The organism is Pseudomonas sp. S3_E10 (genome assembly GCF_054667615.1).
Genome location: NZ_CP162743.1, coordinates 4,888,357 through 4,912,553 on the forward strand (window position 1 = coordinate 4,888,357; position 24,197 = coordinate 4,912,553).

Here is a 24,197-nt window from a genome sequence, read left to right on the forward strand (position 1 = left end):
AGCCCCCTCCCACATAAGCCATCTCACACAGGGGATTGTGATGGCTTACTCGTGGTAGATGTCTTGGTCGCCGAAGTACTTTTGCTGGATCTGCGCATAAGTGCCATCGGCCTGCACGGCAGCGATGCCCTTGTTGATCAGCGCACGCAGTTCCTGATCGTTCTTGCGCAGGCCCATGGCGATGTCCAGGGGCAGGGTCGGGTCCTTGAAGGCCGGGCCGGTCTTGAAGTCGGCGCCTTCAGGCTTGGACAGGAAGTTGAGCTGCGCTTCGAGCTTGTCGGTCAGGGTGGCGTCGAGGCGCCCGTTCTGCAGGTCGGCGTAGTTCTGGTCCTGGGACTGGTACGCCTTGACCTGGGCACCGAGCCTGGTCAACTGCGCGCGGGCATAGGCTTCCTGCAGCGAGCCTTGCAGCACGCCGACCTGCTTGCCCTTGAGCGATTGCGGGGTGTCGCCGAAGTCGGCATTTTTGCGGATGATCACCGAAGTCGGGCTGAGGAACAGGCGGTCGGTGAAGTCGATCTGTTTTTCGCGGGCCGGGGTCACGGCCATCGACGACATGATGGCGTCGAACTTACGCGCGCGCAGTGCCGGGATCATGCCGTCGAATTCGTTGTGCACCCAGGTGCATTTCACTTCGAGCTTGGCGCAGATCGCATTGCCTAATTCGATATCGAAGCCTTGCAGGCTGCCGTCGGCGGCGACGGATTCGAAGGGAGGGTATTCGGGGAACACGCCGAAGCGGATTTCTTTCCATTCCTGGGCGTGGGCGGCGGTGGCGCACAGTGGCAACAGCAACGCAGCGATGAGTGATCGCAATGGGGTCATGGTGTAGTCCCTATATTTTGTAATTGATGTCAGGGCAGTAGAAAAAGGTGCGGCTTGCATGCATTGGGGGACGCTTTGGTCGGGCTCAGAATGCTTCATGATGGTGCGTTTTTTGTGTCGTTTACCCCGTGCGCAAAAGGCAAATTGCGCTGTTAAAAAGCGCAATGCAGCGGAATCGGCTGCCGCACGCGCTAAATCGGCTTTTTACTCGTCGAAATCTGACCTGGCCTGGGCGCAAAGCGGCAGGCCAGAGCGGTCTCAGGCGCGCTTTTTGTGCTGTACGCCGGGCTGTTGGGCCAGGCGTGCGAACAGGTCCTTGGGGTCGGCGAGGTCAGGCACCAGCTCCAGCTCGCGGCCTACATCCAGGGCCTGGGCCACGTCCAACACGTAACGCAGGGCCGAGTAGTCTTCGATGGCAAAGCCCACCGAGTCGAACAGCGTGACCTGGCGTGCGTTTTCGCGGCCGGGTTGCTGGCCGTTGATCACTTGCCACAGTTCGGTCACCGGTGAGTCTGGCGGCATGTGTTGGATCTCACCTTCGATGCGGCTTTGCGGTTCGTACTCGACGATCACCCGGGCGCGCTCGACGATGCGGCGGTCCAGCTCGGTCTTGCCCGGGCAGTCGCCGCCCACGGCGTTGAGGTGCATGCCCGGCTCGATCATCTCGTTGGTGAGGATGGTGGCGTAGGCCTTGTCGGCGGTCACGGTGGTGACGATGTCCGCGCCTTTGACCGCTTCGGCCACGCTGGCGGCCAGGATCACCTTGATCGCCGGGAACGCCTTGAGGTTGGCCGCCAGCTTGGCGGTGGCCTTGGCGTCGATATCGAACAGGCGAATTTCATTGATGCCGAGCATGGCGTGGAAGGCCAGGGCCTGGAATTCGCTTTGGGAGCCGTTGCCGATCAACGCCATGCTGCGGCTGTTGTCGCGGGCCAGGTAGCGCGCCACCAGCGCCGAGGTGGCGGCGGTGCGGATGGCGGTGGTCAGGGTCATTTCCGCCAGCAGTACGGGTTTACCGGTGTCGACATCGCCCAGGGCGCCAAAGGCCATGACGGTGAGCATGCCGGCCAGGGTGTTTTTCGGGTGACCGTTAACGTATTTGAACGCGTACAGCGACGCGTCGGACACCGGCATCAGCTCGATCACGCCCTCCGGCGAGTGGTTGGCCAGACGTGCGCATTTTTCGAAATCCTGCCAGCGCAGGTAGTCGGCGTGGATGTATTCGGCCATCTCGCTGATGCAGGTTTGCAAGCCTTTTTGCGAGACCAGGTAGCTGAGGTCGTTTACGTCGATATAGCGGGTCATGGCAAGACTCCTTATTGAAATGAGGCGCGGGCGGGCAGATGGACTTCCGCCAGCATGCAGCGGGCACTGCCGCCGCCGATGCGTTCGATGTTGTCGATGTTCACCACCACCGGTCGCGTATGGCGTTCCACGTGTTGACGCTGGGCCGGTTGCAACGCGCCCCAGGCACTCGCGGACATCACCAGCAGCGGCTGGCCGTCGCGGTCATGCACTTCGAGCATGTTGCCGGCGAAGGCTTCCAACTGGTCGAAGTCCAGCGCGACGATGTCCTTGCCGGTGTCGCGCAGGGAGCGTTCCAGGGCCTGGCGTTCACCTTCCTCGGGCAGGGCTTGCAGGCACACCACCGAGAGGTCGCGGCCCACGCTCATCATCACGTTGCTGTGGTAGATCGGCGTGCGGTGACGGTCGACCGCGTGGAATACACACAGTTGGTAGTCGAGGCGTTCGGCGAATTGGCGCAGGGCGTCCTGATGAGTGCGCCCGGAGTGGCAGGCGTAGCTGATGCGGTGCTGGCGGTCGAGCACCATGCTGCCGGTGCCCTCGAGGAAGATGTTCTGCTGTTCCAGATGGCTGAGGTCAATGGTGTGCTTGACCGTAAAACGTTGCTCCAACACTTGCAGCACACCTTTGTTGCGCTCCAATCGTCGGTTCTGGCCTTCCATCGGGTACAGCACCAGGCTGCCGTCGGCGTGGCTGCTCCACCAGTTGTTGGGGAAGATCGAGTCGGGCGTGTGGGGCGCCGGGGTGTCTTGCACCACCAGCACTTCCACGCCGTGCTGGCGCAGGGTCGCGACATACCCGTCGAACTCTTTCAGCGCTTTGTGCTGTGCGTTGAGCGGGTCCAGGGGCTGGCGCTGGAAACGGTTGTTGATCGCGGTGTCCGGGTTGAAGGCAAAGCGCGCCGGGCGAATCATCAGGACGGTGTTGGTGGTTTGCATGGGGGCACGGGTCCATGGGGGATCTTGTGCCGCTATTTTGGGCGCTGTACGGGGTGAATCCCGGCTGAAACAACGCAGCGGTTCAGCCGGGAAAGCTGAAAAGGTGGGTGCGGCAGCCGAATCGGCTGCAGGATTGAAATAGGGTCACACTGTGGGAGGGGGCTTGCTCCCTCCCACATTGGTATTGTGGTGTTTGTCATAGTCGTGTCAGGCAGGAGGAATCATGTCTACCGCCGTTCGTCTCGCTCAGCCCACCGATGCCGAAGGCATCAGCCAGGTCATATTAGCGGCCCTGCACAGCAGCAATGCGCGGGATTACCCGGCGGATGTGATCGCTCGAGTGGCGAGCAACTTCACCGCCGACGCTGTGCTGGAACTACTCAAGCGCCGCGTCGTGCTGGTGGCGGTCCAGGCTCAATTGATTGTCGCCACGGCGGCCCTCGAGGCGAACGTGGTGCGCTCGGTGTTCGTCAACCCGGCGCTGCAAGGGCAGGGCATTGGTCGCCTGCTGATGCTCGAGATTGAGGTGCGCGCCCGTGAAGCCGGGGTAACGGTGCTGAGCGTGCCGGCCTCGCTGACCGCCGAGCCGTTCTATACCAAGCTGGGGTTTCACACCGTGCGCGACGTCTACCACGGCAACGAGCGCACGCTGGTGATGGAAAAGACGCTGCTGTCGCGCCACCCCATCGGGCCGTATCGCGACCGTCAACACCGCACACAGGTGGTCGCGCTATGGCAGCAAGCATTTGGCTATGACACCGCGCACAACCTGCCGAGCCTGGCGATCGATAAGAAGCTGGCGGTCAATGATGGGTTGTTCTTCGTCGCGACGGATAAAAAAACGGTGATCGGCACAATTCTCGCCGGCTATGACGGCCATCGAGGCTGGCTGTATTCGGTGGCGGTGCACGCTGACTATCAGCGCCATGGCCTGGGTTCGTCGTTGGTGCGGCATGCGGAACAGGCGTTGGCGGCACTGGGCTGCATGAAGATCAACCTGCAGATCACCGGCGGCAATGACGCAGTGGCAGGGTTCTATGAGGCGCTGGGGTATGCGGTGGAGCCGAGGATCAGTATGGGCAAGAAGATTGCGGCGAATATTCCCTGAACCCAAGGCGGGCCCCATGTGGGAGGGGTGTAGCCCCCTCCCACAGGGTATTGCAGGGTGGCTGGATTAGACTTTTACGATCCAACCCGCTGGCGCTTCAACATCGCCGGTCTGCACGCCGGTCAGCTCTTTGTAGAGCTTCTGGGTGAGCGGGCCCACTTCGGTTTCGCTGTGGAACACGTGCAGCTGGCCGTTGTACTGGATGCCGCCGATCGGCGAGATCACCGCAGCGGTGCCGCAGGCGCCCGCTTCTTTGAAGTCGGACAGCTTGTCAATGAACACTTCGCCCTCGACCACTTCCAGGCCCAGGCGGGTCTGGGCCAGTTCGATCAGCGACAGGCGGGTGATGCCTGGCAGCACCGAAGGCGACTTCGGCGTGATGAACTTATTGTCGTGGGTGATCCCGAAGAAGTTGGCCGAGCCGACTTCTTCGATCTTCGAGTGGGTCATCGGGTCCAGGTAGATCGCGTCGGCGAACCCGGATTTTTTCGCTTCCGAGCCCGGCATCAGGCTGGCGGCGTAGTTGCCGCCGACTTTCGCGGCACCGGTGCCTTGCGGCGCGGCGCGGTCGAACGTGGAGATCTGGAAGTTGTGTGGCACCAGGCCGCCCTTGAAGTAGGCGCCAACCGGGATGCAGAACACCGAGAAGATGAACTCCGGCGCGGTACGCACGCCAATGTTGTCACCGGTGCCGATCACGAACGGGCGCAGGTACAGCGCGCCGCCGCTGCCGTACGGCGGGATGAATCGCTCGTTGGCCTTGACCACTTGTTTGCAGGCTTCGATGAAGTCCTCGGTGGGCACGTGCGGCATCAGCAGGCGGGCGCAGCTGCGCTGCATGCGCGCGGCGTTCTGGTCCGGACGGAACAGGTTGATCGAGCCGTCCTTGCAGCGGTAGGCCTTGAGGCCTTCGAAGCACTGCTGGCCATAGTGCAGGGCGGTGGAGCCCTCGCTGATGTGCAGCACGTTGTCGTCGGTCAGGGTGCCAGCTTGCCATTCGCCGTTTTTCCAGGTCTGGAGAAACCGCTTGTCGGTCTTGATGTAGTCAAAACCCAGCTTGTCCCAATTGATGCTTTCGTTACCCATGACACCCTCTATCTCTGGTCAAGTCGGATTTTTTCTGAATGGGCGCAACAATACTGCATTAGCCGGTGCCTTAGCACCCCCTTCAAAGGTGCAACGCGTGCCCCAATGCCCGCAGCGCAGCTTCCTGTACCGCCTCACCCAAGGTTGGATGGGCATGGATGGTGCCGGCCACGTCTTCCAGGCGCGAACCCATTTCCAGGCTCAGGCCAAACGCGGTGGACAGTTCCGACACGCCCACGCCCACCGCTTGCCAGCCGACGATCAGGTGGTTGTCACGTCGCGCCACTACCCGCACGAAGCCGGTTTTCGACTCCAGGGTCATGGCCCGGCCATTGGCGGCGAACGGAAAGCTCGACACGATGCAGTCCAGGCCGGCCGCCTTGGCCTCGTCCGGGGTCTTGCCGACCACCACCAGTTCCGGGTCGGTAAAGCACACCGCCGGGATGGCCGCCGGGTTGAATTCGCGGTGTTGACCGCTGATCAGTTCGGCCACCATTTCACCCTGGGCCATGGCCCGGTGCGCCAGCATCGGCTCGCCGCTCAGGTCGCCAATGGCATACACATTGCGCATGCTGGTCTGGCAACGGCTGTCGATCTTGATCGCCGCGCCGTGCATGTCCAGGTTCAGCGCTTCGAGGTTCCAGCCCTGGGTGTTGGGTTTGCGACCAACGGCCACCAGCACTTGATCCGTTTCCAGCGACAAGGTGTCGCCATTCGGGTCACGCACTTGCAGGCAGTGGTCGGCAAAGCCGATGACGCTGTGCTTGAGGTACAGCTTGACGCCCAGTTGCTTGAGGGATTCGCCGACCGGCTGCGTCAGTTCGGCGTCGTAGGCCGGCAGGATGCGATCCTGCGCCTCGACCACACTGACCTCGGCGCCGAGTTTGCGGTAGGCAATCCCCAGCTCCAGGCCGATATACCCGCCGCCCACCACGATCAGGCGCTTGGGCACGCGAGTCGGCGCCAGGGCTTCGGTGGACGAGATGATCGGCCCGCCAATCGGCAGCATCGGCAGGTTGACGCTGGTCGAGCCGGTGGCCAGCAGCAGGTGTTCGCACTGGATACGCTGGTCGCCGACATCGACGGTCTTGCCGTCGACCACCTTGGCCCAGCCGTGGATCACCTGCACTTTGTGCTTCTTGAGCAGCGCGGCGACGCCGGTGGTCAGGCGGTCGACGATGCCGTCCTTCCATTCCACGCTCTTGCGGATGTCCAGGGTCGGTACATCCACTTCGATACCCAGCGGCGAGCCCTGGCTGTGGTGCACGCTCTGCTGGAACTGCTCGGCCACGTGGATCAAGGCCTTGGACGGAATGCAGCCGATGTTCAGGCAGGTGCCGCCCAGCGCCTGGCCTTCCACCAGAACGGTCGGGATGCCCAGCTGGCCTGCGCGGATCGCCGCCACATAACCGCCGGGGCCGCCGCCGATAATCAGCAGCGTTGTTTGCAATGTCTGGGTCATGCCCTTACTCCAGGAACAGGCTGGCGGGTTGTTCGAGCAGGCCGCGAATGGCCTGGATGAATTGCGCCGCGTCCATGCCGTCGACCACGCGGTGATCGAACGAGCTGGAGAGGTTCATCATCTTGCGCACCACGATCTGGCCCTTGATCACCATGGGCCGCTCAACGATGCGGTTAACCCCGACAATCGCCACTTCCGGCAGGTTCAGCACCGGCGTGCTGACGATACCGCCCAGGGCGCCGAGGCTCGTCAGGGTAATGCTCGAACCCGACAGCTCGTCACGACTGGCCTTGCCGTTGCGCGCGGCCGTGGCCAGGCGTGCGATTTCCTCGGCATTGCCCCACAGGCTGCGCGCCTCGGCGTGACGCACCACCGGTACCATCAGGCCCACATCGCTCTGGGTGGCGACGCCCACATGCACCGCGCCGAGGCGGGTGATGATCTGGGCTTCGTCGTCGTAACGCGCGTTGATCTGCGGGAAGTCGCGCAACGCCACGACCATGGCGCGCACGATGAACGGCAGCAGGGTCAGCTTGCCGCGCGTAGTGCCGTGTTTTTCGTTGAGGTGTACACGCAGCTCGTCCAGCGCGGTGACGTCGATCTCTTCCACATAGCTGAAATGCGCGGCCCGCCGGGTGGCGTCCTGCATGCGCTGGGCGATCTTGCGGCGCATGCCGATCACCGGGATCTGTTGTTCGTCGTTGCGTTCGGCGTAGGGGTTGGCCGCTGTTGATGGCCTGGACGAGCCTTGTTGCAGGTACGCCTCGAGGTCTTCATGCAGAACCCGGCCCGCCGGGCCGGTGCCTTGCACCAGGCGCAGTTGAATGCCCGCGTCCAGCGCATGTTTGCGCACCGCCGGAGAGGCCAGCGGACGTTCATCGGCTGCACGGGCCGCTGGCGCCTGAGCGGTCACCGCGACCGGCGCTGGTTTGCTTTCGACCGGTGCCGGCCTGGCTTCAGGCACAGGCGCTGCCTTCGGCGGCTCAGCCACTGTCGGCGCGTCCTTGGCGTTACCAGCGCCTTCCACTTCAATGCTGATCAAAATACTGCCCACGGCCATGACCTCGCCCGGCTCGCCGCCGAGGGAAATCACCTTGCCGTGCACCGGCGAGGGGATGTCCACCATCGCCTTGTCGGTCATTACATCCGCCAGCACCTGGTCTTCGACGACCAGGTCGCCGACCTTCACATGCCACTGCGACAATTCAACTTCCGCGATGCCTTCGCCGATGTCCGGCATCTTGATAACGTGCGTGCCCATTCAGACCTCCATGACCCGTTTCAACGCCGCGCCCACTCGGGACGGCCCTGGGAAATACGCCCATTCCTGCGCGTGCGGGTAGGGCGTGTCCCAGCCGGTGACGCGTTCGATCGGGGCTTCCAGGTGGTGGAAGCAATGCTCCTGCACCAGCGACACCAGCTCGGCGCCAAAGCCGCAGGTGCGGGTAGCTTCGTGCACCACCACGCAGCGGCCGGTCTTTTTGACTGACTTGACGATGGTCTCCAGGTCCAGCGGCCACAGGCTGCGCAGGTCGATGACTTCGGCGTCGATGCCGGTTTCCTCGGCGGCGACTTGCGACACATACACCGTGGTGCCGTAGGTCAGCACCGTCACGGCCGAACCCGGACGCACGATGGCGGCCACGTCCAGCGGCACGGTGTAGTAACCGTCCGGCACTTGCGCTTGGGGGTGTTTCGACCACGGCGTTACCGGGCGGTCGTGATGGCCGTCGAACGGGCCGTTGTACAGGCGCTTGGGCTCCAGGAAGATCACCGGGTCATCGTTTTCGATGGATGCGATCAGCAAACCCTTGGCGTCATAAGGGTTGGACGGCATCACCGTGCGCAGGCCGCAGACCTGGGTAAACACCGCTTCGATACTCTGGCTGTGGGTCTGCCCGCCATAGATGCCGCCGCCGCAGGGCATGCGCATGGTCAGCGGCGCGGTGAACTGGCCGGCCGAGCGATAACGCAGGCGCGCGGCTTCGGAGATGATCTGGTCGGTGGCGGGGTAGACGTAGTCGGCAAACTGGATTTCCGCGACCGGTCGCAGGCCGTAGGCGCCCATGCCCACGGCCACGCCGATGATGCCGCTCTCGGAAATCGGTGCGTCGAATACCCGCGAGCTGCCGTACTTGGTCTGCAAGCCTTCGGTGCAGCGGAATACGCCGCCGAAATAACCGACGTCCTGGCCGAACACCACCACGTTGTCGTCGCGTTCGAGCATCACGTCCATGGCCGAGCGCAGCGCCTGGATCATGGTCATGGTGGTAGTGGTCATGGCGGTTTCCACTTCAATGCTGTTGTTGTGATCGTTCATGTCAGACCCCCAACTCTTGACGCTGGCGCTTCAAGTGCTCCGGCATCTCTTTGTAAACGTCCTCGAACATGGTCGCGGCGCTTGGAATCTGGCCGCCGGCGAGAGTGCCGTATTGTTCGGCTTGTTTTTGCGCGGCGATCACTTCGGCTTCCAGTTCGGCACTGACCGCCGCGTGTTCCTCTTCGGACCACTGGCCAATCTTGATCAAGTGCTGCTTGAGGCGCGCAATCGGGTCGCCCAGCGGGAAGTGGCTCCAGTCGTCGGCGGGGCGATATTTGGACGGGTCATCGGACGTGGAATGCGGGCCGGCGCGGTAGGTGACCCATTCGATCAGGGTGGGGCCGAGGTTGCGGCGCGCACGTTCGGCGGCCCAGGCGGAGGCGGCGTATACGGCGATAAAGTCGTTGCCGTCCACGCGCAGCGAGGCGATGCCGCAACCGACGCCGCGTCCGGCGAAGGTGGTGGCTTCACCGCCGGCGATGGCCTGGAAGGTGGAGATCGCCCATTGGTTGTTGACCACGTTGAGAATCACCGGCGCCCGGTACACGTGGGCAAAGGTGAGGGCGGTGTGGAAGTCGGATTCGGCGGTGGCGCCGTCGCCGATCCAGGCCGAGGCGATCTTGGTGTCGCCCTTGATCGCCGAGGCCATGCCCCAGCCCACGCCCTGTACGAATTGAGTGGCGAGGTTGCCGGAAATGGTGAAAAACCCCGCGTCCTTCACCGAATACATGATCGGCAACTGGCGGCCCTTGAGCGGGTCGCGCTCGTTGGACAGCAACTGGCAGATCAGGTCCACCAGCGGCACTTCTCGGGCCATCAGGATGCTTTGCTGGCGGTAGGTGGGGAAGCACATGTCGTCGATGTTCAAGGCCAGGGCCTGGGCGCTGCCGATGGCTTCTTCGCCAAGGCTTTGCATGTAAAACGACATTTTTTTCTGACGCTGGGCGACCACCATGCGGTTGTCGAAGATGCGCGTCTTGAGCATGGCGCGCATGCCCTTGCGCAGGATGTCGGCGGGAACGCCTTCGGCCCACGGGCCCAGGGCCTGGCCCTGGTCGTCGAGTACACGGATCAGGCCCTTGGCCAGGTCGGCGGTGTCGGCGGGTTCTACGTCGATGGCGGGTTTGCGCACCAGGCCCGCGTCGGTCAGGCGCAGGTAGGTAAAGTCGGTCTTGCAGCCTGGTCGGCCCGAGGGTTCGGGAACGTGCAGGCGCAATGGTGCATACGGCTGGTTCATGGCTTCTACGCTCGATCTTGTGAATTTCTTGTAGTGGGCGCGCTAGCTGACAGTCAGTCTTCGGGTAGAAGAAATCTTGTCCTACAACAATCATAGGCGGGGCGCAGAAGAATATTTATCTGTGTTTCGTTGCGCTGGGGCTCATTTGCGGATAAAAAAACTGCATAAACATAATAAACAGGTGATTTTGTCTCATGCGCAAACTGGACCGTACCGACATCGGCATTCTTAACGCCCTGCAGGAGAATGCCCGCATCACCAACGCCGACCTGGCCCGCTCGGTCAACCTGTCGCCCACGCCGTGCTTTAACCGGGTGAAGGCAATGGAAGAACTCGGCTTGATTCGCGAGCAGGTAACCTTGCTCGACGCCGACCTGCTGGGGCTGCACGTCAACGTGTTTATCCACGTGAGCCTGGAAAAGCAGAACGAGCTGGCACTGCAGCAGTTCGAAGGGGCGATCTCGGACCGACCCGAGGTGATGGAGTGCTACCTGATGGCCGGCGACCCGGATTACCTGATCCGGGTGCTGGTGCCGACGATCCAGTCGCTGGAGCGCTTCATGATGGATTTTTTGACCAAGGTGCCGGGTGTCGCCAACATCCGCTCGAGCTTTGCACTCAAGCAAGTACGCTACAAAACCGCGTTGCCGCTGCCGGCGAATGGCATCAGCCTCGGTTCTTGAATTAACACAAGACAGAATGTGGGAGGGGGTCCCCCCACATTGTTTAATCGCATTTCATAGTTGGTTGAGTGGGATCTTCAGGTAGGTCACGCCGTTCTCTTCCGCCGGCGGCATATTCCCCGCCCGCACATTCACCTGGATCGCCGGCAGCAGTAATGTCGGCATGCCCAACCCGGCATCGCGCTGGGTGCGCATCGCCACGAACGCCGCCTCATCCACGCCGTCATGCACATGGATATTCCCCGCGCGCTGCTCGGCCACGGTGGTCAGGCATTTGGCTTCGCGACCTTCAGGCGGGTAGTCATGGCATACGTACAGTTGGGTGTGCGGTGGGAAGGCCAGCAACCTGCGCATCGACGCATACAACTGCCGCGCATCGCCGCCGGGGAAGTCGCAGCGGGCGGTGCCCACGTCGGGCATGAACAGCGTGTCACCCACCAGGATCAAGCGGTCGTCGATCAGGTAGGCCATGTCTGCCGGGGTATGCCCCGGTACATGCAGCGCCTGGGCTTTTATCGCGCCGATATGAAAGATTTCATCCGGCGCGAACAAATGATCGAACTGCGAGCCATCGGCGCGAAATTCAGGCTCCAGGTTGAACAGGTGCTTGAACACGTCCTGTACCTGGCTGATGCACTGGCCAATGGCGATCTTGCCGCCCAGCGTGCGGCGCAGATACGGCGCGGCCGACAGATGGTCAGCATGGGCGTGGGTCTCCAGCAGCCACTGCACCTGCAAACCGTGCTCGCGGACAAAGGCGATGACCTTGTCGGCCTGGCGCGTGTCGGTGCGCCCGGATGCCGGGTCGTAGTTGAGCACCGAGTCGACAATGGCGCAGGGGCCGCCGTCCGCTGCATAGACGACGTAGGTGTAGGTCGACGACGCCTCGTCCAAAAAGGAATGAATCAACGCTGACATGACGGCTACCCCTGCTGCTGAAAAAAGTGATTACAATCACTTTACATTTACACATAATGTTTCGAGCTTAAGTGACGCAAAGGACCCGAGGCAAATGGAATCTACTCTGAGTGAAGGCGAAGTTGCCCAGTTGCGCGCATCGGCGTCCAAGGCCTGTGCCTTGCTCAAGGCCCTGGCCAATGAGGATCGCTTGTTGATCCTGTGCCAACTCACCCAGGGCGAGCGCAACGTCGGTGAGTTGGAAACCATGACCGGCGTGCGCCAGCCCACGCTGTCACAGCAGTTGGGCATCTTGCGTGATGAAGGGTTGGTCGCCACCCGTCGGGAAGGCAAATACATCTTCTACGGGTTGGCCAGCCACGAAGTGATTCAAGTGATGAAGACCCTGTCCGGCCTGTACTGCGGCGCGGTGATAAAAAGTTGGGCGTGACGCCATACGGCAGCGACCCTTGTGTGCATTGACGATAAAAGGCAATAGACCATGACCGACCAACACTGGGGCCCAACCATCAGTGGCGATATCGTCGTCATCGGCGGCGGTTCGGCAGGCATCGGCCTGCTGGCCAGCCTGCTCAAGCGCGACCCGCACCTGAATATCACCCTTGTCGAACCCAGCGATCACCACTGTTACCAACCGGCCTGGACCCTGGTCGGCGGTGGCGTCTACGACATTAAAAAGACCCGTCGCCCCCTGGCGGACGTGCTGCCCAACGGTGTCACCTGGGTGCAGGCGGCCGTCACTGAGCTGCTGCCGGACGAACACACCCTGGTACTCGACAGCGGCCAGCGCGTCACCTGGAACAACCTGATCGTCTGCCCCGGCCTGCGCCTGGCCTGGGAAAAAATCGAAGGCCTGGAAAACACCCTGGGCCAGCACGGCGTCACCTCCAACTACCGCTACGAACACGCGGCCTACACCTGGCAATTGGTGCGGCAGCTCAAGGGCGGCAAGGCGATCTTTACCCAGCCGGCGATGCCGATCAAATGCGCCGGTGCGCCGCAAAAGGCCATGTACCTGTCTTGCGACCATTGGCTCAAGCAGGGCAACCTCAAGCACATCGACGTGGAATTCAACCTGGCTGGCGCGGCGTTGTTCGGCGTGGCGACCTTTGTGCCGCCGCTGATGAACTACGTAGCAAAATACAACGCGCGCCTGGCCTTCAATGCCAACCTGGTAAAGGTCGACGGCCCGGCACGCAAGGCCTGGTTTGAAGTGAAGGACGCCGAGGGCAATGTCACCGTCGAGGAAAAATCCTTCGACCTGTTGCACGTTGTTCCCCCGCAGGTCTCCCCGGACTTTATCCGCCACAGCCCACTGGCCGATGCTGCCGGCTGGTGCGAAGTGAACCCCCACAGCTTGCAACACCTGCGCTACCCGCACATTTTCGGCCTGGGCGATGTGTGCGGCACCACCAATGCCAAGACCGCCGCCGCCGTGCGCAAACAGATCGTAGTGGTTGCCGAAAACCTGCTGGCCCTGCGCAAGCAGGCGCCGCTGCCGCTCAAGTACGACGGCTACGGTTCCTGCCCGCTGACGGTAGAGAAGGGCAAGGTGGTACTGGCCGAGTTCGGCTACGGCGGCAAACTGCTGCCGACGTTCCCCCTCGACGCTACCAAGGCGCGGCGTTCGATGTGGTTCCTCAAGGCCACGCTGCTGCCGTGGTTCTACTGGAACGGCATGCTCAAGGGGCGCGAGTGGCTGACCCGCTTGAGCAAGGTGGACTGAATGCTGCTGGCCAGTGTGTTGGGGTTGTTGATGGGCCTGGTCATGGGCCTTACCGGCGCGGGTGGCGGCATCCTCGGCGTGCCGGCGTTGGTGCTGGGCCTGGGCTTGAGCATGACCCAGGCCGCGCCGGTGTCGTTGCTGGCGGTGGGCGCGGCGGCGGCCGTCGGTGCGATTGATGGCTTGCGCCACGGCCTGGTGCGTTACCGCGCCGCGCTGCTGATCGCCTTGCTCGGCGCACTGTTTTCGCCGTTGGGAGTGTTTGTCGCCCATCAACTGCCGGAGCCGTTGCTGATGGGCCTGTTCAGTGCGCTGATGGTGCTGGTGGCCTGGCGCATGTTGCAGCGGGAAAAAGTCGACGCCGGGCCGAGCGACCATGGCGCCGCGTCCTGGGGCCAGAAGAACTGCATGCTCAACCAGCAGACCGGGCGCCTGGCCTGGACCGCCAAATGCAGCGCCACCCTGGCTGCGCTCGGCGCCGTGACCGGCGCGGTGTCCGGTTTGCTTGGCGTGGGCGGCGGTTTTCTGATCGTGCCAGCGTTCAAGCAGCTCACCGATGTACAGATGCGCGGCATCGTTGCCACGTCGCTGATGGTCATCAGCCTGATTTCGCTGATCGGCGTGGCGGGGGCGTTGCATGCCGGCGTGCGCATCGAACCGGTCGGGTGGATGTTCATCGGCGCCAGCATCGTCGGCATGCTGGTCGGCCGACGCCTGTGTTCGGTGATCCCCGCGCGTGCCTTGCAGGTGGGGTTTGCCGGCCTCTGTGTACTGGTTGCCGTGGGCATGTTGGCCAAGGCCGGTCTTACGCATTAAGTGCCGGGCCTGCGAGCGGGCCCGTCTTACGCCAGAATTGCCGGGCACCCGCTGCCCGCCCAAAGCACCTTCAAACCACGGCCAAGGCAGCGTAGGCCGTGGCCTGGCGCCTTTCGATAATCGCCTCCGACATCAAGTCCCCGTTGCGGAGCGCGTTATGCATAACAATAAGAATGTCCCCCTGCGTCTGTTACCTGCGTTTATCGTCGGCCTGAGCCTCAGCCCGTTGGCTGGCGCCGAAATCATGCTGTACGACAAGGACGAAACCACCTTTTCCACCGACGGCTACATCAACGCTTTCTACGTCAACAGCGATGTGGACCGCGCCGGCGACCAGTACGACCGCCGTCAGTCCCGCGTGAAGATGGGCTTTCTGCCCAACTACCTGGGCTTCAACATGAGCAAGCAGGTCGACGACCTCAAGCTCGGCGCCCGCGCCTCGTTCTGGGTCACCATCAACGACAGCGAAACCAACGGCACCGACACCGCCATCGACGTGCGCCAGTTCTACGGCACCGTGGCCAACCCCGAGTGGGGCGAAGTGCTGATCGGCAAGGACTTCGGCCTGTTCGCCCGCTCCAACATCCTGCTCGATGAACTGCTCGCCGGTTACGGCCAGGTCAGCGACAGCCTCGGCCTGGTGGACGGCGGCGGAGTGTCGTTCGGCAATATCGGCAGCGGTTACCCGTACCCGTTCCCCACCTCGCAGATCACCTATCGCACTCCGGTGATGGACGGCCTGCGCGTGGCCGTCGGCATCATGGACCCGGTCGACACCAACGACAGCAGCGCCGTGGGCAAGGCCTACCAGGAGAACCCGCGCACCGAAAGCGAGGTCACCTACCAGTTCGACCTGGGCGGGGCGAAGATCTACAGTTGGCTCAACGGCAGCTACCAGACCTCCGATAACACCGACTCCTCCGTGGCCTCGGTCACCTCCAAGGGCCTGGGTTATGGCGTGCAAGCCAAAATGGGCGGCTTGTCGCTGACCGGTTCCGGCTTCCAGGCCAAGGGCATCAACCCGTTCTTCACCAACAATGCCGGGGAAGCCACCCTGCGTAATGTGGACAGCAACGGCTACCTGGTGCAGGGCTCGTACAAACTGGGCAAGAACCGCCTGGCGCTGTCCTACGGTAAAACAAAGGATGACGGCAACGGCGTGGTGGGCAGTGGCGCGGATTATGAGACGCACGGGGTTGCGCTGTTTCATGACGTGAATGACAACCTCAAGCTGGTGGCCGAGTACAACCAGTTCCAGATCAAGGGGCATGACACCAGCGCCCAGAATGAAGACACCGATACCTTCGCCGTTGGTGCTGTCTTGACTTGGTAATGCGGTTAACTGTGGGAGGGGCGGTGCGACGATTCGACTTGCCCCTCCCACATTTTGATCTCCATCAGTCTTGAGAGAGTCATCCCATCGCATCCCCCTACCCAGTACACAAGTAGCATAGGTCCCGCCCCCCGGCCCTTTGTACACTCATGCCTCAGAGGGGGAACCAACGATGCATAACAGTGAAGGCGTAGTCAGCGCCATGTCCCAGGCCACCGACGCGGGGCAGGCGGCTGAGGAGTTGGCCCGCCAACTGCTGCACCCCTACCTGGGGTTTGTGCTGTTTTTCTGTTCGGCTTCCTACGATTTGCAGGCGTTGGGCCAGGCCTTGCAGCAGTGTTTCGGCAATGTGCGCGTGGTGGGTTGCACCAGCGCCGGCGAGATCACGCCCCAAGGCTACGGCCGCAATTGCATTACCGCGATGGGTTTCAACCACGCGCATTTTTCCATCGCCACCGAGCTGATCGACCAGGTCGAGCACTTCAGCCTGATCGACGCCCAGCACATGGTCGAACGGCTGGTCGGCGGCTGCCGCAGCAATACCCTGGCCCCCATCAAAGGCAACACGTTTGCCCTGACCCTGCTCGATGGCCTGTCCAGCCGCGAAGAGATGGTGCTCGCCGCCCTCAGCGCCGCCCTTGGCGATATCCCGCACTTTGGCGGCTCGGCCGGCGACGACAACTTCCTCACCCACACCCACGTCTACTTCAACGGCGCCTTTCACAGCGGCGCGGCGGTGGTGGTGCTGGTCAATACCTGGCTGGATTTCGAAGTGTTCACCACCCACCACATCCTGCCGCGTGCCGAAAAACTGGTGGTGACCGGTGCCGACAGCCCCTCGCGCCGGGTCTACGAGCTCAACGCCGAACCCGCCGCCGAAGAATACGCGCGGCATATCGGCGTGGCGGTGGCCGACCTCGACCATCGGGTCTTTGCCGCTCACCCGCTGGCGGTGCGCATCCATGACCAGTACTACGTGCGCGCCATCCAACAGGTGCATGAAGACCTCAGCTTGAGTTTCTACTGCGCCGTGGAAAACGGCATCGTGCTGACCGTGATGAAGCCCGGCCCGATCCTGCCCAACCTGGACAGCCTGTTCGACGGCCTGCAGTCGCGCCTCGGCGAACTCTTGCTGACCATCGGCTGCGACTGCTTCCTGCGCCGCCTGGAATTGGAAGACGCCGGCAACCTGGAACAGATCGGCAGTTTCCTGCAAGCCAAACGGGTGATGGGCTTCAACACCTACGGAGAACAGTTCAATGGCATGCATATCAACCAGACCTTCACCGGGGTCGCCATTGCCAGAGGCCGGCGCTGAACTGCTCGCCCAGGTTGCCCAGCTGCAACAGGACAACCACAAGCTGGCCCGGATCAACGCCGCGCTGATCGAACGCATCGAGTCCGGCATGAGCCAGGGCAATAACCCGTACACCACCTTCCAGCATTCGGTGGTGCTGGCCGAGCAAGTGCGCGAACGTACCGATGCGCTGAACCAGGCGATGGCCGAACTCAAGGCCAGCAACCACCTGCTGATCAACGCCCGGCTGCGCGCCGAAACCCTGCGCGGCGAACAAGTGGCGGCGCAGAAAGCCCAGGAAAGCGAGCGCTGGATTCGCCTGATCACCGATAACGTACCGGCGCTGATCGGCTACCTGAATGCCGACCTGGTCTATGAGTTCACCAATAAAGTCTACGAAGAATGGTACTGCTGGCCGCGCGGCATGATGCTCGGCCAGAGCCTGCGCGAAGTGCACAGCGAACAGCACTGCCAGCGCCTGGACGCCTACGTCGCCCGCGCCCTGGCCGGGGAGAGCGTGACCTTCGAATTCGCCGAGACCAATATCAATAACCAGGAACGCTACATGCTGCGCTCCTACGTGCCGAACATGCTGGCCAGTGGCGAAGTGGTGGGGATCTTTGTGTTGATCCGCGACATCACCGAACGCCGCCGCACCGCTGAAGCGCTGCATCAGGCCTATCAGCACCTGGAACAGCGCGTCGCCCAGCGCACCTCGGAACTCACGGCGCTCAATGACCAATTGCTCAAGGAAATCGACGAGCGCCGGCGTATGGAAAGCCGCCTGCGCGAGGCCAAGCTGGAGGCTGAACAGGCCAACCTGTCAAAAACCAAGTTCCTCGCGGCCGTCAGCCACGACCTGCTGCAACCGCTCAACGCCGCACGGCTGTTCACCAGCGCCTTGTTGGAGCGCCCGAGTGAAAAACTGGTGCGCAACGTGAGCAATTCCCTGGAAGACGTGGAAAACCTGCTGGGCACCCTGGTGGATATTTCCAAGCTGGACGCCGGGGTGATCAAGGCCGATATCGCGCCGTTCGCCTTGAGCGAATTGCTCGATAACCTGGCCGTCGAGTACACCGAATTGGCCCGCAGCGAAGGGCTGGAGCTGCACTTCATCGGCTGTTCCGCGCTGGTGCGCAGCGACATCCAGCTATTGGCGCGGATCCTGCGCAACCTGCTGAGCAACGCGATTCGCTACACCTATCAAGGGCGCATTGTGCTGGGGTGTCGGCGCCAGCATCAGCGCTTGTCGATCCAGGTGTGGGACAGCGGCATGGGCATTGCCGAGGAGCGGCTGGAGGAGATTTTCCAGGAGTTCAAGCGCGGCGATGTGCAGCGCCCGGACCAGGATCGCGGCTTGGGCCTGGGGCTGGCGATTGTGGAAAAAATTGCCGGCATTCTGGGGCACCGCATCACAGTCAAATCCTGGCCGGGCAAGGGCTCGATGTTTGCAGTGGAGGTGCCGTTGAGCGCCACCGCGCCCAAGTCATTGCCCCTGCCGTGCATGAGCGAGGCGTTGCTGGAGCGCTTGCAGGGCGCCCGGGTGTGGGTGCTGGATAACGACGCGGCGATCTGCGCAGGCATGCGCACCTTGCTCGAAGGTTGGGGCTGCCAGGTCGTGACGGCGTTATCCGAAGAAGACCTGGCGCGACAGGTGGACAACTACCATGCCGAGGCGGATTTGCTGATTGCCGATTACCACCTCGATGACGACCAGAACGGCGTCGACGCCGTGGCCCGCATCAACGCCCGGCGCGCCAGCGCGATCCCGGCGATGATGATCACCGCCAACTACAGCAACGAGCTCAAACAGCAGATCCGCGAGTTGGGGCACACCTTGATGCACAAGCCGGTGCGGCCGATGAAGCTCAAAACCGCCATGAGCCACCTGCTCGGCCGTCCCTGACAAACACAAAACCAGTGTGGGAGGGGGCTGTGTGGTTGCTGTGGGCTCAGCGGCGCAGGTAGGAGCCGAAATCGATATCTCCGGCACTCAATATCGCCTGCACGCGGTTATGCACATTCAGCTTGCGCAAGATCGCCGATACATGGGCCTTTACCGTGGTTTCGGCAATTTCCAGGGTGTACGCGATCTGTTTGTTCGACTCGCCCTTGGTCATGCGTTCGAGCACCAGCAACTGCTTGCGCGTGAGGGCCTGCAATAGCTCGGGGGCGAAGCCCGGGTTTTCGTTGAGGCGCCTGTGGGTGCCGGTTTTCTGGGTGCGGATGATGTCGGGCGGCAAGTACACATTGCCGTTGAGAATCTGCTGGATCGCCTCGGTCATTTGCAGGCGGGGCGAGGACTTGGTGATAAAGCCCACCGCGCCATAGGTGATGGCTTGCAGCACGATCTGCTTGTCCTGCTCGGCCGAGACGATCACCACCGGGATGGTCGGTGCCTCGTTGCGCAGGTTGATCAAACCGTTGAGGCCGTGCATGCCGGGCATGTTCAGGTCCAGCAGGATCAAATCGAGGTCATCGTGTTCCTGGGTCAGGGCAAGCGCGCTGTCCAGGTCGGCGGTTTCCATCACCTCGCTGCCGGGGAAGCCGTCGCTGATGACGTTGTGGATCGCCTCGCGAAACAGCGGGTGATCGTCGGCAATCAAGATCTTGTACATGGCCGTTCACCTTCTTGTTGTGGTTTTTTATTGAAAGGGTTCGGGTGTCGCAGCCGTCACTGGCAGTTGTGCCGCTTCCCAGGCATCCAACCCGTCGCGATACCAATACACAGAGGTATAGCCCAGGTTGGCGGCACGTTTTACCGCGTTCCAACTCAGCCAGCAATCGGCGCGGCAATAGAACACCAGCGGGCGTGCGAGGTTGCCGTCGGTGAACTTATACAGGTGGCGCGCGAAGTACCCCTGCCACTCGGGCGTGAGGTCGCCGTCGCCGGTGTTGGCCAGCCAGTGGCTGCCGGGCAGGTTGGCGTGGGGCTGGTCTTCGATGAAGCGACCTTGCAGCCATGGGCGGCGATACACGTCAATCAGCACCGGCGCCGGCGTTTGCTCGAGCAGGGTTTGCAGGGCCGGGGTGTCGACAACGGCCGCCCCCGGCAGTTGATCGGGCGTGGGGCTGCGGTACAGGCTGATGCGATAGCCGTCGGCGGAAAACAGCGGGGAGTCGGCCTGGGCGTTGACACAGAGCAGGCACAGTAACGCCAACAGAGGCAGTCGGGCAGGCAGCATGGCGGGTCAATCCTTATCGTTATGTCGCCATTACACGTGAGTCGCGCTGCCTTGGGAATGCGACGATAGACAGCAAAACCAGTACTAAAGTAGTAGTTTTGCCGCCCTCAGCCTTTTTTGCGCAGCGCCGCGTGCTGGGGGTTGAAGGTCAGCACCGCCAACAGCGTGAACAGCACGGTCAGCCCCAGGCACACCGCCAGTGCCAGCCCGGCGAAGCGCTCATACAGGGCAAAGCGCACCAGTTCCACGGCGTGGGTAAACGGGTTGATCGCGCACAACCAGTACAACCCTTCGCTGGAGTCGCGCATCTTCCACAGCGGGTACAGCGCCGACGACAGGAAAAACAGCGGGAAGATCACGAAGTTCATCACGCCGGCAAAGTTCTCCAATTGGCGAATCGCATTCGACAGCAACAAGCCCAGGGCGCTGAGCATCAACGCCACCAGCAGCAACGCGGGCAGGGCGATCAACAGCCCCATGGCCGGCGGGCGCACGCCGTAAACCCAGGCAATGGCGAGGAACGCATACACCTGCAACAGCGAGATCAACGCAGTGGCCAATAGTTTGCTGCACAGCAAAAACGTGCGCGGCAGCGGGCTGGTCAACAGCACGCGCATGCTGCCCATCTCGCGGTCGTAGACCATCGACAGCGAGCCCTGCATGCCGTTGAACAGCAGGATCATGCAGGCCAGGCCGGGGATGATGTAGACCTCATAGGGGATGTAGGTGTCGTAGGGCTCGATCACCGAGATGCCCAGGGCCGCGCGGAACCCGGCGGCAAACACCACCAGCCACAACAGCGGGCGCACCAGCGCGCTGAGAAACCGCGTGCGCTGCAACACAAAGCGCAGCCATTCGCGCAGCACGATGCCGCGCAGGCACTGCCAATAAGCGTTCATGCCGTGGCCCCCGCAATGGCGGGGCGCGTCAGCCGGGCGAACAGGCTGCCCAGGTCATCGCCCTGTTGTTGAGTGAGCACATCGACTTGCCCGCTGGCCACCAAGCGGCCCTGATGCAGAACCATCAGTGCGTCGCTGGCCTGCACCTCATCCAGCAAGTGGGTGGTCCACAGCACGCTGATGCCGTGTTCGGCGCACAGGCTGCGCACGTGCCGGTTCAGGGCCAGGCGGCTGGCGGGGTCGAGGCCGACGCTGGCTTCGTCGAGCAGCAGCACGCGCGGCGCGTGCAGCAACGCGCGGGCAATTTCCACACGGCGGCGGTGCCCGCCGTTGAGTTCGCGAACCTTTTCGCGGCGTCGCTCAGTGAGGGCCTGGCGCGTCAGTTCGGCTTCGACCCGCGTGTTGGCCTGGCGTCGCGACAAGCCATGCAGCGCGGCGTGGTAACGCAGGTTCTGCTCCACGCTCAAGTCCAGGTCCAGGGTGCTTTGCTGGAACACCACGCCCAACTGGGTGAGGGCGGCGCGCGGTGCCTCGCGCAGGGAATGCCCGCTCACGCGAATGTCGCCCGACTGCAGGTCATACAGCCGGGTCAGCAGGGCGATCAAGGTCGATTTGCCGGCGCCATTGGCGCCCAGCAACGCCGCAAATTGCCCGGCTGCGAGGCTGAAACCCACCTCGTTCAAGGCCTGGCGCGAGCCATAGGCGAAACTCAGCGCGCTGACCTCCAGGGCGCTCATGGCGTTACCACCACGCCCCAGGGGTAGCGCCCGACTTTTACCGACTTGATCACCTTGAGGCTGTCCACATCGATCACCGACACATCACCGCTCACGCCGTTGGTGGCCAGCAGTTGTTTCTGGTCCGGGGTAAAGGCCATCTGCCACACGCGGCGGCCCACCAGCAGGTAGTCGAGGATCTCGAAGGTCTTGGCGTCGATCACCGCCACATGGTTGGCCGGGCCGAGGGCGACAAAGCCGTATTTGCCGTCGGCGCTGAGTTTGATGCCCACCGGTTGCACCTTGTCCGGGTGGACGCCCTTGATCTTGAACGTCAGGGTCTTGAGAACCGCGCGGCTGGCCACGTCGAGAATGGTCACGGTGCCGCCGATTTCCGCCGAGGCCCACAGCTGCGAGCCATCGTTGTTGAATTCGACAAACCGTGGGCGCTGATCCACCAGGGTGCTGTCGGCCAGGGTCTGGGTGCTGGTGTCGATCCAGTGCAGCATGTTCGTGGTTTCGCTGGTGTTCACCGCCCATTTGCCGTCCGGGCTCACCGCCATGCCCTCGGGCTCGACGCCGACGTTGATCTGGCCGAGCACCTTGGACGTCTCGGTGTCGATCACCGTGACCAGCGCATCGTCTTCGTTGGACACATACAACCAGCGGTTATTGGGGTGCAGGGCGAACTGCTCGGGGTCTTTGCCGGAGGGCAGCTCCTTGATGATCTTGCGCGTGGCCACGTCCATCACCTGCACCCGGTCCGAGTCGCTGGCGCAGATGTACAGCAGCTTGTTGTCATGGGACAGCAGCAGGCCCCGCGGGCGCTGGCCGACCTTGAGCGTGTCGGTGACTTGCAGGGTCTGCAGGTCGATCAGGCTCAGGCTGTTGTCTTTTTCATTGGAGACCCAGGCGGTACTGGCCACGGCGTGCCCGGCGGCAAGCAGCAGGGCGCATGAGAGCAGGGTGCGGCGCATGGCGGATTCCTTATTATTGTGGGGTGGCGATCAGGGATAGCGGCACGTCACCTCGGGCTTGTCATAGCCCAGGCTGTCCATTTCATTGGTGGGGTGCAGGAAGCCGTCCTGGGGTGAGGTGCTCACCAGGGCGCGCGGTTGCACGATAGGAATCGGCTGGCGCAACTGGCCGTTCCAGGGGCGATAGCTGAGCTTGCGACCCTTGAAACCGTCCAGCGGCAGCTGTTCGCTGATCGCCAGTTGGCGGATCGCCATGGGGTCGGCCTGGCGTAACCGGCTCACCGCACTGGCAACGCTGCGCACGGCCATCCAGGCGGCGAAGTCGCGGTCGTTCATCCAGCGCCCGGTCAGGGCCTCAAAGCGTTTTTGCAATTGGGCCGCGCCGTAGGTCTCGACGGTTTTGTGCCAGCCGGTCGGCGTGAGGCCCTGCGTACCGGCGACGGGGCGGGGGTACCAGGTTTGATAGGGGACGTACTCGCCGAAGTCGCCGCGCTCATCGGCCACCAGCACCACCTCGTATTCGGCGGTCTGGGTGAACAGCGGCATATCCGCCTGGGCGCTGCGGCGTTGGTCGTTATCGAAACGCCAGGCTTTTTCCGCCACCAGTTGCACGCCAAAACGCTTGGCGGCGCGGCGCAGGGCGGCGGCGTAGGCCTGGTCGTCTTCGGTGGGGCCGACGATCAGCAGCGCCTTTTGCCATTTGCGCAGCACCAAAAACTGCGCCAGCGCGTCGGCGAGCATCGCGCGGCTGGGCAGGGTATGCAGCACGTTGCCCAGGCAGTCGGTGCTGCGCAGGCTGTCATCGGGGCTGCCGGCGTTGAACAACAGGCTGTCGGGCAGGGCGGCGCTGAGTTGACGCAGGCTGGCGGTGGGCGCGTTCACCACGAACAGGCGCAGGCCCTGGTCATGTTGCACCTTGGCGGCGGCAAGCAGCGCCTCGGCCGTGTCCACCGTGGCGCTGGCCAGGCTGTAGCGTTGATTGAGAAAGGCGCCGGTGCTGTTGCTGTCGATGATCGCCAGTTCGGCGCCGCGTTGCCCGGCATCGGCGGGTTCGGTAATCACATTCGACAGCAGCGGCCCAGGGTCAGGTCGATAGCCCAGGTAGCCGAGCTGCACCTGCAACGGCGTCTGGGCAGCCTGGCCGGTGGTGGCCCAGGCGATCGCCATCAGGCAGACCACGGCATAAGGGGCGAGCTGGCGCATAAGGCACTCCATGACAGGTAGCGCCAGCATAGGAAGGCTTACGGTCGCTGCAAATATGCAGAAAGTACCGCCGAGCCAGTACCAAGGTAGTAGCCCCCCGCGCGCTGCGCGGTTTTAGCATGGAGCACCACGGGCCTATTCACAGGAGTGACACCAGCATGCGCGT

General features: G+C 62.8%; 23 protein-coding genes. 8 read left to right on the forward strand and 15 right to left on the reverse strand.

The window, feature by feature from the left end:
* Nucleotides 1–45: 45 nt before the first annotated feature.
* The 3 genes from AB4N98_RS22475 to ctlX all read right to left on the reverse strand — a co-directional run bounded on the left by AB4N98_RS22475 (nucleotide 46) and on the right by ctlX (nucleotide 3,068).
* Complete coding sequence (locus AB4N98_RS22475; protein ID WP_460148923.1) at nucleotides 46–825, reverse strand: ABC transporter substrate-binding protein; 780 nt, start codon at nucleotides 823–825, stop codon at nucleotides 46–48.
* 258 nt (nucleotides 826–1,083) lie between these two features.
* Complete coding sequence (locus AB4N98_RS22480) at nucleotides 1,084–2,130, reverse strand: ornithine cyclodeaminase (protein WP_065877564.1); 1,047 nt, start codon at nucleotides 2,128–2,130, stop codon at nucleotides 1,084–1,086.
* 11 nt (nucleotides 2,131–2,141) lie between these two features.
* Nucleotides 2,142–3,068: a citrulline utilization hydrolase CtlX gene (gene ctlX, locus AB4N98_RS22485; protein WP_460148924.1), complete on the reverse strand. Its 927-nt coding sequence runs from the start codon at nucleotides 3,066–3,068 to the stop codon at nucleotides 2,142–2,144.
* 223 nt (nucleotides 3,069–3,291) lie between these two features.
* On the opposite strand from ctlX, the gene AB4N98_RS22490 reads away from it, so the two are divergent.
* A complete protein-coding gene (locus tag AB4N98_RS22490; protein WP_083221593.1) occupies nucleotides 3,292–4,176 on the forward strand; it encodes a GNAT family acetyltransferase in 885 nt (294 codons plus the stop codon).
* Nucleotides 4,177–4,242: 66 nt separating this feature from the next.
* Here the strand turns inward: AB4N98_RS22490 and AB4N98_RS22495 are convergent, their stop codons facing one another.
* The 5 genes from AB4N98_RS22495 to AB4N98_RS22515 all read right to left on the reverse strand — a co-directional run bounded on the left by AB4N98_RS22495 (nucleotide 4,243) and on the right by AB4N98_RS22515 (nucleotide 10,281).
* The gene (locus tag AB4N98_RS22495) at nucleotides 4,243–5,262 is read right to left on the reverse strand and encodes a branched-chain amino acid aminotransferase (protein ID WP_017527033.1); all 1,020 of its coding nucleotides are present in this window, start codon (nucleotides 5,260–5,262) and stop codon (nucleotides 4,243–4,245) included.
* Nucleotides 5,263–5,344: 82 nt separating this feature from the next.
* Nucleotides 5,345–6,724, reverse strand: coding sequence for a dihydrolipoyl dehydrogenase (lpdA, locus tag AB4N98_RS22500; RefSeq protein ID WP_068937417.1), 1,380 nt, complete (start codon nucleotides 6,722–6,724; stop codon nucleotides 5,345–5,347).
* A gap of 4 nt (nucleotides 6,725–6,728) precedes the next feature.
* Entirely contained in the window at nucleotides 6,729–7,985 is a 1,257-nt protein-coding gene (locus AB4N98_RS22505; protein WP_065877558.1) for a dihydrolipoamide acetyltransferase family protein, read from the reverse strand.
* Nucleotides 7,986–9,044 carry an alpha-ketoacid dehydrogenase subunit beta gene (locus AB4N98_RS22510; RefSeq protein ID WP_016978112.1) on the reverse strand — a complete coding sequence of 353 codons (1,059 nt, stop codon included), beginning with the start codon at nucleotides 9,042–9,044 and terminating at the stop codon, nucleotides 7,986–7,988.
* A 1-nt stretch (nucleotide 9,045) separates the two neighbouring features.
* Nucleotides 9,046–10,281, reverse strand: coding sequence for a 3-methyl-2-oxobutanoate dehydrogenase (2-methylpropanoyl-transferring) subunit alpha (locus AB4N98_RS22515; protein ID WP_017527036.1), 1,236 nt, complete (start codon nucleotides 10,279–10,281; stop codon nucleotides 9,046–9,048).
* 194 nt (nucleotides 10,282–10,475) lie between these two features.
* Between AB4N98_RS22515 and bkdR the strand changes: the two genes are divergently transcribed.
* Nucleotides 10,476–10,964 (forward strand): Bkd operon transcriptional regulator BkdR, encoded by a 489-nt coding sequence (bkdR, locus tag AB4N98_RS22520; RefSeq protein WP_003174877.1) that lies wholly within the window; start codon nucleotides 10,476–10,478, stop codon nucleotides 10,962–10,964.
* A gap of 54 nt (nucleotides 10,965–11,018) precedes the next feature.
* On the opposite strand, the gene AB4N98_RS22525 is transcribed toward bkdR, so the two are convergent.
* Nucleotides 11,019–11,882 (reverse strand): MBL fold metallo-hydrolase, encoded by an 864-nt coding sequence (locus tag AB4N98_RS22525; RefSeq protein WP_017527037.1) that lies wholly within the window; start codon nucleotides 11,880–11,882, stop codon nucleotides 11,019–11,021.
* Between the two features lie 94 nt (nucleotides 11,883–11,976).
* Between AB4N98_RS22525 and AB4N98_RS22530 the strand changes: the two genes are divergently transcribed.
* From AB4N98_RS22530 to AB4N98_RS22555, 6 genes are all read left to right on the forward strand, one after another.
* Nucleotides 11,977–12,312, forward strand: coding sequence for an ArsR/SmtB family transcription factor (locus tag AB4N98_RS22530; protein WP_017527038.1), 336 nt, complete (start codon nucleotides 11,977–11,979; stop codon nucleotides 12,310–12,312).
* Between the two features lie 51 nt (nucleotides 12,313–12,363).
* The gene (locus tag AB4N98_RS22535) at nucleotides 12,364–13,608 is read left to right on the forward strand and encodes an NAD(P)/FAD-dependent oxidoreductase (protein ID WP_065877556.1); all 1,245 of its coding nucleotides are present in this window, start codon (nucleotides 12,364–12,366) and stop codon (nucleotides 13,606–13,608) included.
* The gene (locus AB4N98_RS22540) at nucleotides 13,609–14,421 is read left to right on the forward strand and encodes a sulfite exporter TauE/SafE family protein (RefSeq protein WP_017527040.1); all 813 of its coding nucleotides are present in this window, start codon (nucleotides 13,609–13,611) and stop codon (nucleotides 14,419–14,421) included.
* 157 nt (nucleotides 14,422–14,578) lie between these two features.
* On the forward strand, nucleotides 14,579–15,754 hold the full coding sequence (locus tag AB4N98_RS22545) for a porin (RefSeq protein ID WP_460148925.1): 1,176 nt from the start codon (nucleotides 14,579–14,581) through the stop codon (nucleotides 15,752–15,754).
* Nucleotides 15,755–15,926: 172 nt separating this feature from the next.
* Nucleotides 15,927–17,072, forward strand: coding sequence for a nitric oxide-sensing protein NosP (gene nosP, locus AB4N98_RS22550; RefSeq protein ID WP_116077787.1), 1,146 nt, complete (start codon nucleotides 15,927–15,929; stop codon nucleotides 17,070–17,072).
* The gene (locus AB4N98_RS22555) at nucleotides 17,014–18,957 is read left to right on the forward strand and encodes a PAS domain-containing hybrid sensor histidine kinase/response regulator (protein ID WP_017527044.1); all 1,944 of its coding nucleotides are present in this window, start codon (nucleotides 17,014–17,016) and stop codon (nucleotides 18,955–18,957) included. The genes nosP and AB4N98_RS22555 overlap by 59 nt, the downstream gene beginning before the upstream one ends.
* Nucleotides 18,958–19,003: 46 nt before the next feature.
* Here AB4N98_RS22555 and AB4N98_RS22560 read toward each other — a convergent pair whose 3' ends face one another.
* The 6 genes from AB4N98_RS22560 to AB4N98_RS22585 all read right to left on the reverse strand — a co-directional run bounded on the left by AB4N98_RS22560 (nucleotide 19,004) and on the right by AB4N98_RS22585 (nucleotide 24,031).
* Complete coding sequence (locus tag AB4N98_RS22560) at nucleotides 19,004–19,669, reverse strand: response regulator transcription factor (RefSeq protein WP_017527045.1); 666 nt, start codon at nucleotides 19,667–19,669, stop codon at nucleotides 19,004–19,006.
* Between the two features lie 27 nt (nucleotides 19,670–19,696).
* Nucleotides 19,697–20,236, reverse strand: a complete 540-nt coding sequence (locus AB4N98_RS22565) for a PQQ-dependent catabolism-associated CXXCW motif protein (RefSeq protein ID WP_460148926.1) — start codon at nucleotides 20,234–20,236, stop codon at nucleotides 19,697–19,699.
* Nucleotides 20,237–20,343: 107 nt separating this feature from the next.
* On the reverse strand, nucleotides 20,344–21,135 hold the full coding sequence (locus tag AB4N98_RS22570; protein ID WP_460148927.1) for an ABC transporter permease: 792 nt from the start codon (nucleotides 21,133–21,135) through the stop codon (nucleotides 20,344–20,346).
* Entirely contained in the window at nucleotides 21,132–21,872 is a 741-nt protein-coding gene (locus AB4N98_RS22575; protein ID WP_460148928.1) for an ABC transporter ATP-binding protein, read from the reverse strand. The genes AB4N98_RS22570 and AB4N98_RS22575 overlap by 4 nt, the downstream gene beginning before the upstream one ends.
* Nucleotides 21,869–22,828: a YVTN family beta-propeller repeat protein gene (locus AB4N98_RS22580; RefSeq protein ID WP_460148929.1), complete on the reverse strand. Its 960-nt coding sequence runs from the start codon at nucleotides 22,826–22,828 to the stop codon at nucleotides 21,869–21,871. The genes AB4N98_RS22575 and AB4N98_RS22580 overlap by 4 nt, the downstream gene beginning before the upstream one ends.
* A 30-nt stretch (nucleotides 22,829–22,858) precedes the next feature.
* On the reverse strand, nucleotides 22,859–24,031 hold the full coding sequence (locus AB4N98_RS22585; RefSeq protein WP_017527050.1) for an ABC transporter substrate-binding protein: 1,173 nt from the start codon (nucleotides 24,029–24,031) through the stop codon (nucleotides 22,859–22,861).
* Between the last annotated feature and the right edge of the window lie 166 nt (nucleotides 24,032–24,197).

What these genes read in the sequence shown, in the direction of transcription:
- AB4N98_RS22475 (WP_460148923.1), bottom strand. Translation starts at nt 825, where the DNA reads ATGACCCCATTGCGATCACTCATCGCTGCGTTGCTGTTGCCACTGTGC.
- AB4N98_RS22480 (WP_065877564.1), bottom strand. Translation starts at nt 2,130, where the DNA reads ATGACCCGCTATATCGACGTAAACGACCTCAGCTACCTGGTCTCGCAA.
- ctlX (WP_460148924.1), bottom strand. Translation starts at nt 3,068, where the DNA reads ATGCAAACCACCAACACCGTCCTGATGATTCGCCCGGCGCGCTTTGCC.
- AB4N98_RS22490 (WP_083221593.1), top strand. Translation starts at nt 3,292, where the DNA reads ATGTCTACCGCCGTTCGTCTCGCTCAGCCCACCGATGCCGAAGGCATC.
- AB4N98_RS22495 (WP_017527033.1), bottom strand. Translation starts at nt 5,262, where the DNA reads ATGGGTAACGAAAGCATCAATTGGGACAAGCTGGGTTTTGACTACATC.
- lpdA (WP_068937417.1), bottom strand. Translation starts at nt 6,724, where the DNA reads ATGACCCAGACATTGCAAACAACGCTGCTGATTATCGGCGGCGGCCCC.
- AB4N98_RS22505 (WP_065877558.1), bottom strand. Translation starts at nt 7,985, where the DNA reads ATGGGCACGCACGTTATCAAGATGCCGGACATCGGCGAAGGCATCGCG.
- AB4N98_RS22510 (WP_016978112.1), bottom strand. Translation starts at nt 9,044, where the DNA reads ATGAACGATCACAACAACAGCATTGAAGTGGAAACCGCCATGACCACT.
- AB4N98_RS22515 (WP_017527036.1), bottom strand. Translation starts at nt 10,281, where the DNA reads ATGAACCAGCCGTATGCACCATTGCGCCTGCACGTTCCCGAACCCTCG.
- bkdR (WP_003174877.1), top strand. Translation starts at nt 10,476, where the DNA reads ATGCGCAAACTGGACCGTACCGACATCGGCATTCTTAACGCCCTGCAG.
- AB4N98_RS22525 (WP_017527037.1), bottom strand. Translation starts at nt 11,882, where the DNA reads ATGTCAGCGTTGATTCATTCCTTTTTGGACGAGGCGTCGTCGACCTAC.
- AB4N98_RS22530 (WP_017527038.1), top strand. Translation starts at nt 11,977, where the DNA reads ATGGAATCTACTCTGAGTGAAGGCGAAGTTGCCCAGTTGCGCGCATCG.
- AB4N98_RS22535 (WP_065877556.1), top strand. Translation starts at nt 12,364, where the DNA reads ATGACCGACCAACACTGGGGCCCAACCATCAGTGGCGATATCGTCGTC.
- AB4N98_RS22540 (WP_017527040.1), top strand. Translation starts at nt 13,609, where the DNA reads ATGCTGCTGGCCAGTGTGTTGGGGTTGTTGATGGGCCTGGTCATGGGC.
- AB4N98_RS22545 (WP_460148925.1), top strand. Translation starts at nt 14,579, where the DNA reads ATGCATAACAATAAGAATGTCCCCCTGCGTCTGTTACCTGCGTTTATC.
- nosP (WP_116077787.1), top strand. Translation starts at nt 15,927, where the DNA reads ATGCATAACAGTGAAGGCGTAGTCAGCGCCATGTCCCAGGCCACCGAC.
- AB4N98_RS22555 (WP_017527044.1), top strand. Translation starts at nt 17,014, where the DNA reads ATGGCATGCATATCAACCAGACCTTCACCGGGGTCGCCATTGCCAGAG.
- AB4N98_RS22560 (WP_017527045.1), bottom strand. Translation starts at nt 19,669, where the DNA reads ATGTACAAGATCTTGATTGCCGACGATCACCCGCTGTTTCGCGAGGCG.
- AB4N98_RS22565 (WP_460148926.1), bottom strand. Translation starts at nt 20,236, where the DNA reads ATGCTGCCTGCCCGACTGCCTCTGTTGGCGTTACTGTGCCTGCTCTGT.
- AB4N98_RS22570 (WP_460148927.1), bottom strand. Translation starts at nt 21,135, where the DNA reads ATGAACGCTTATTGGCAGTGCCTGCGCGGCATCGTGCTGCGCGAATGG.
- AB4N98_RS22575 (WP_460148928.1), bottom strand. Translation starts at nt 21,872, where the DNA reads ATGAGCGCCCTGGAGGTCAGCGCGCTGAGTTTCGCCTATGGCTCGCGC.
- AB4N98_RS22580 (WP_460148929.1), bottom strand. Translation starts at nt 22,828, where the DNA reads ATGCGCCGCACCCTGCTCTCATGCGCCCTGCTGCTTGCCGCCGGGCAC.
- AB4N98_RS22585 (WP_017527050.1), bottom strand. Translation starts at nt 24,031, where the DNA reads ATGCGCCAGCTCGCCCCTTATGCCGTGGTCTGCCTGATGGCGATCGCC.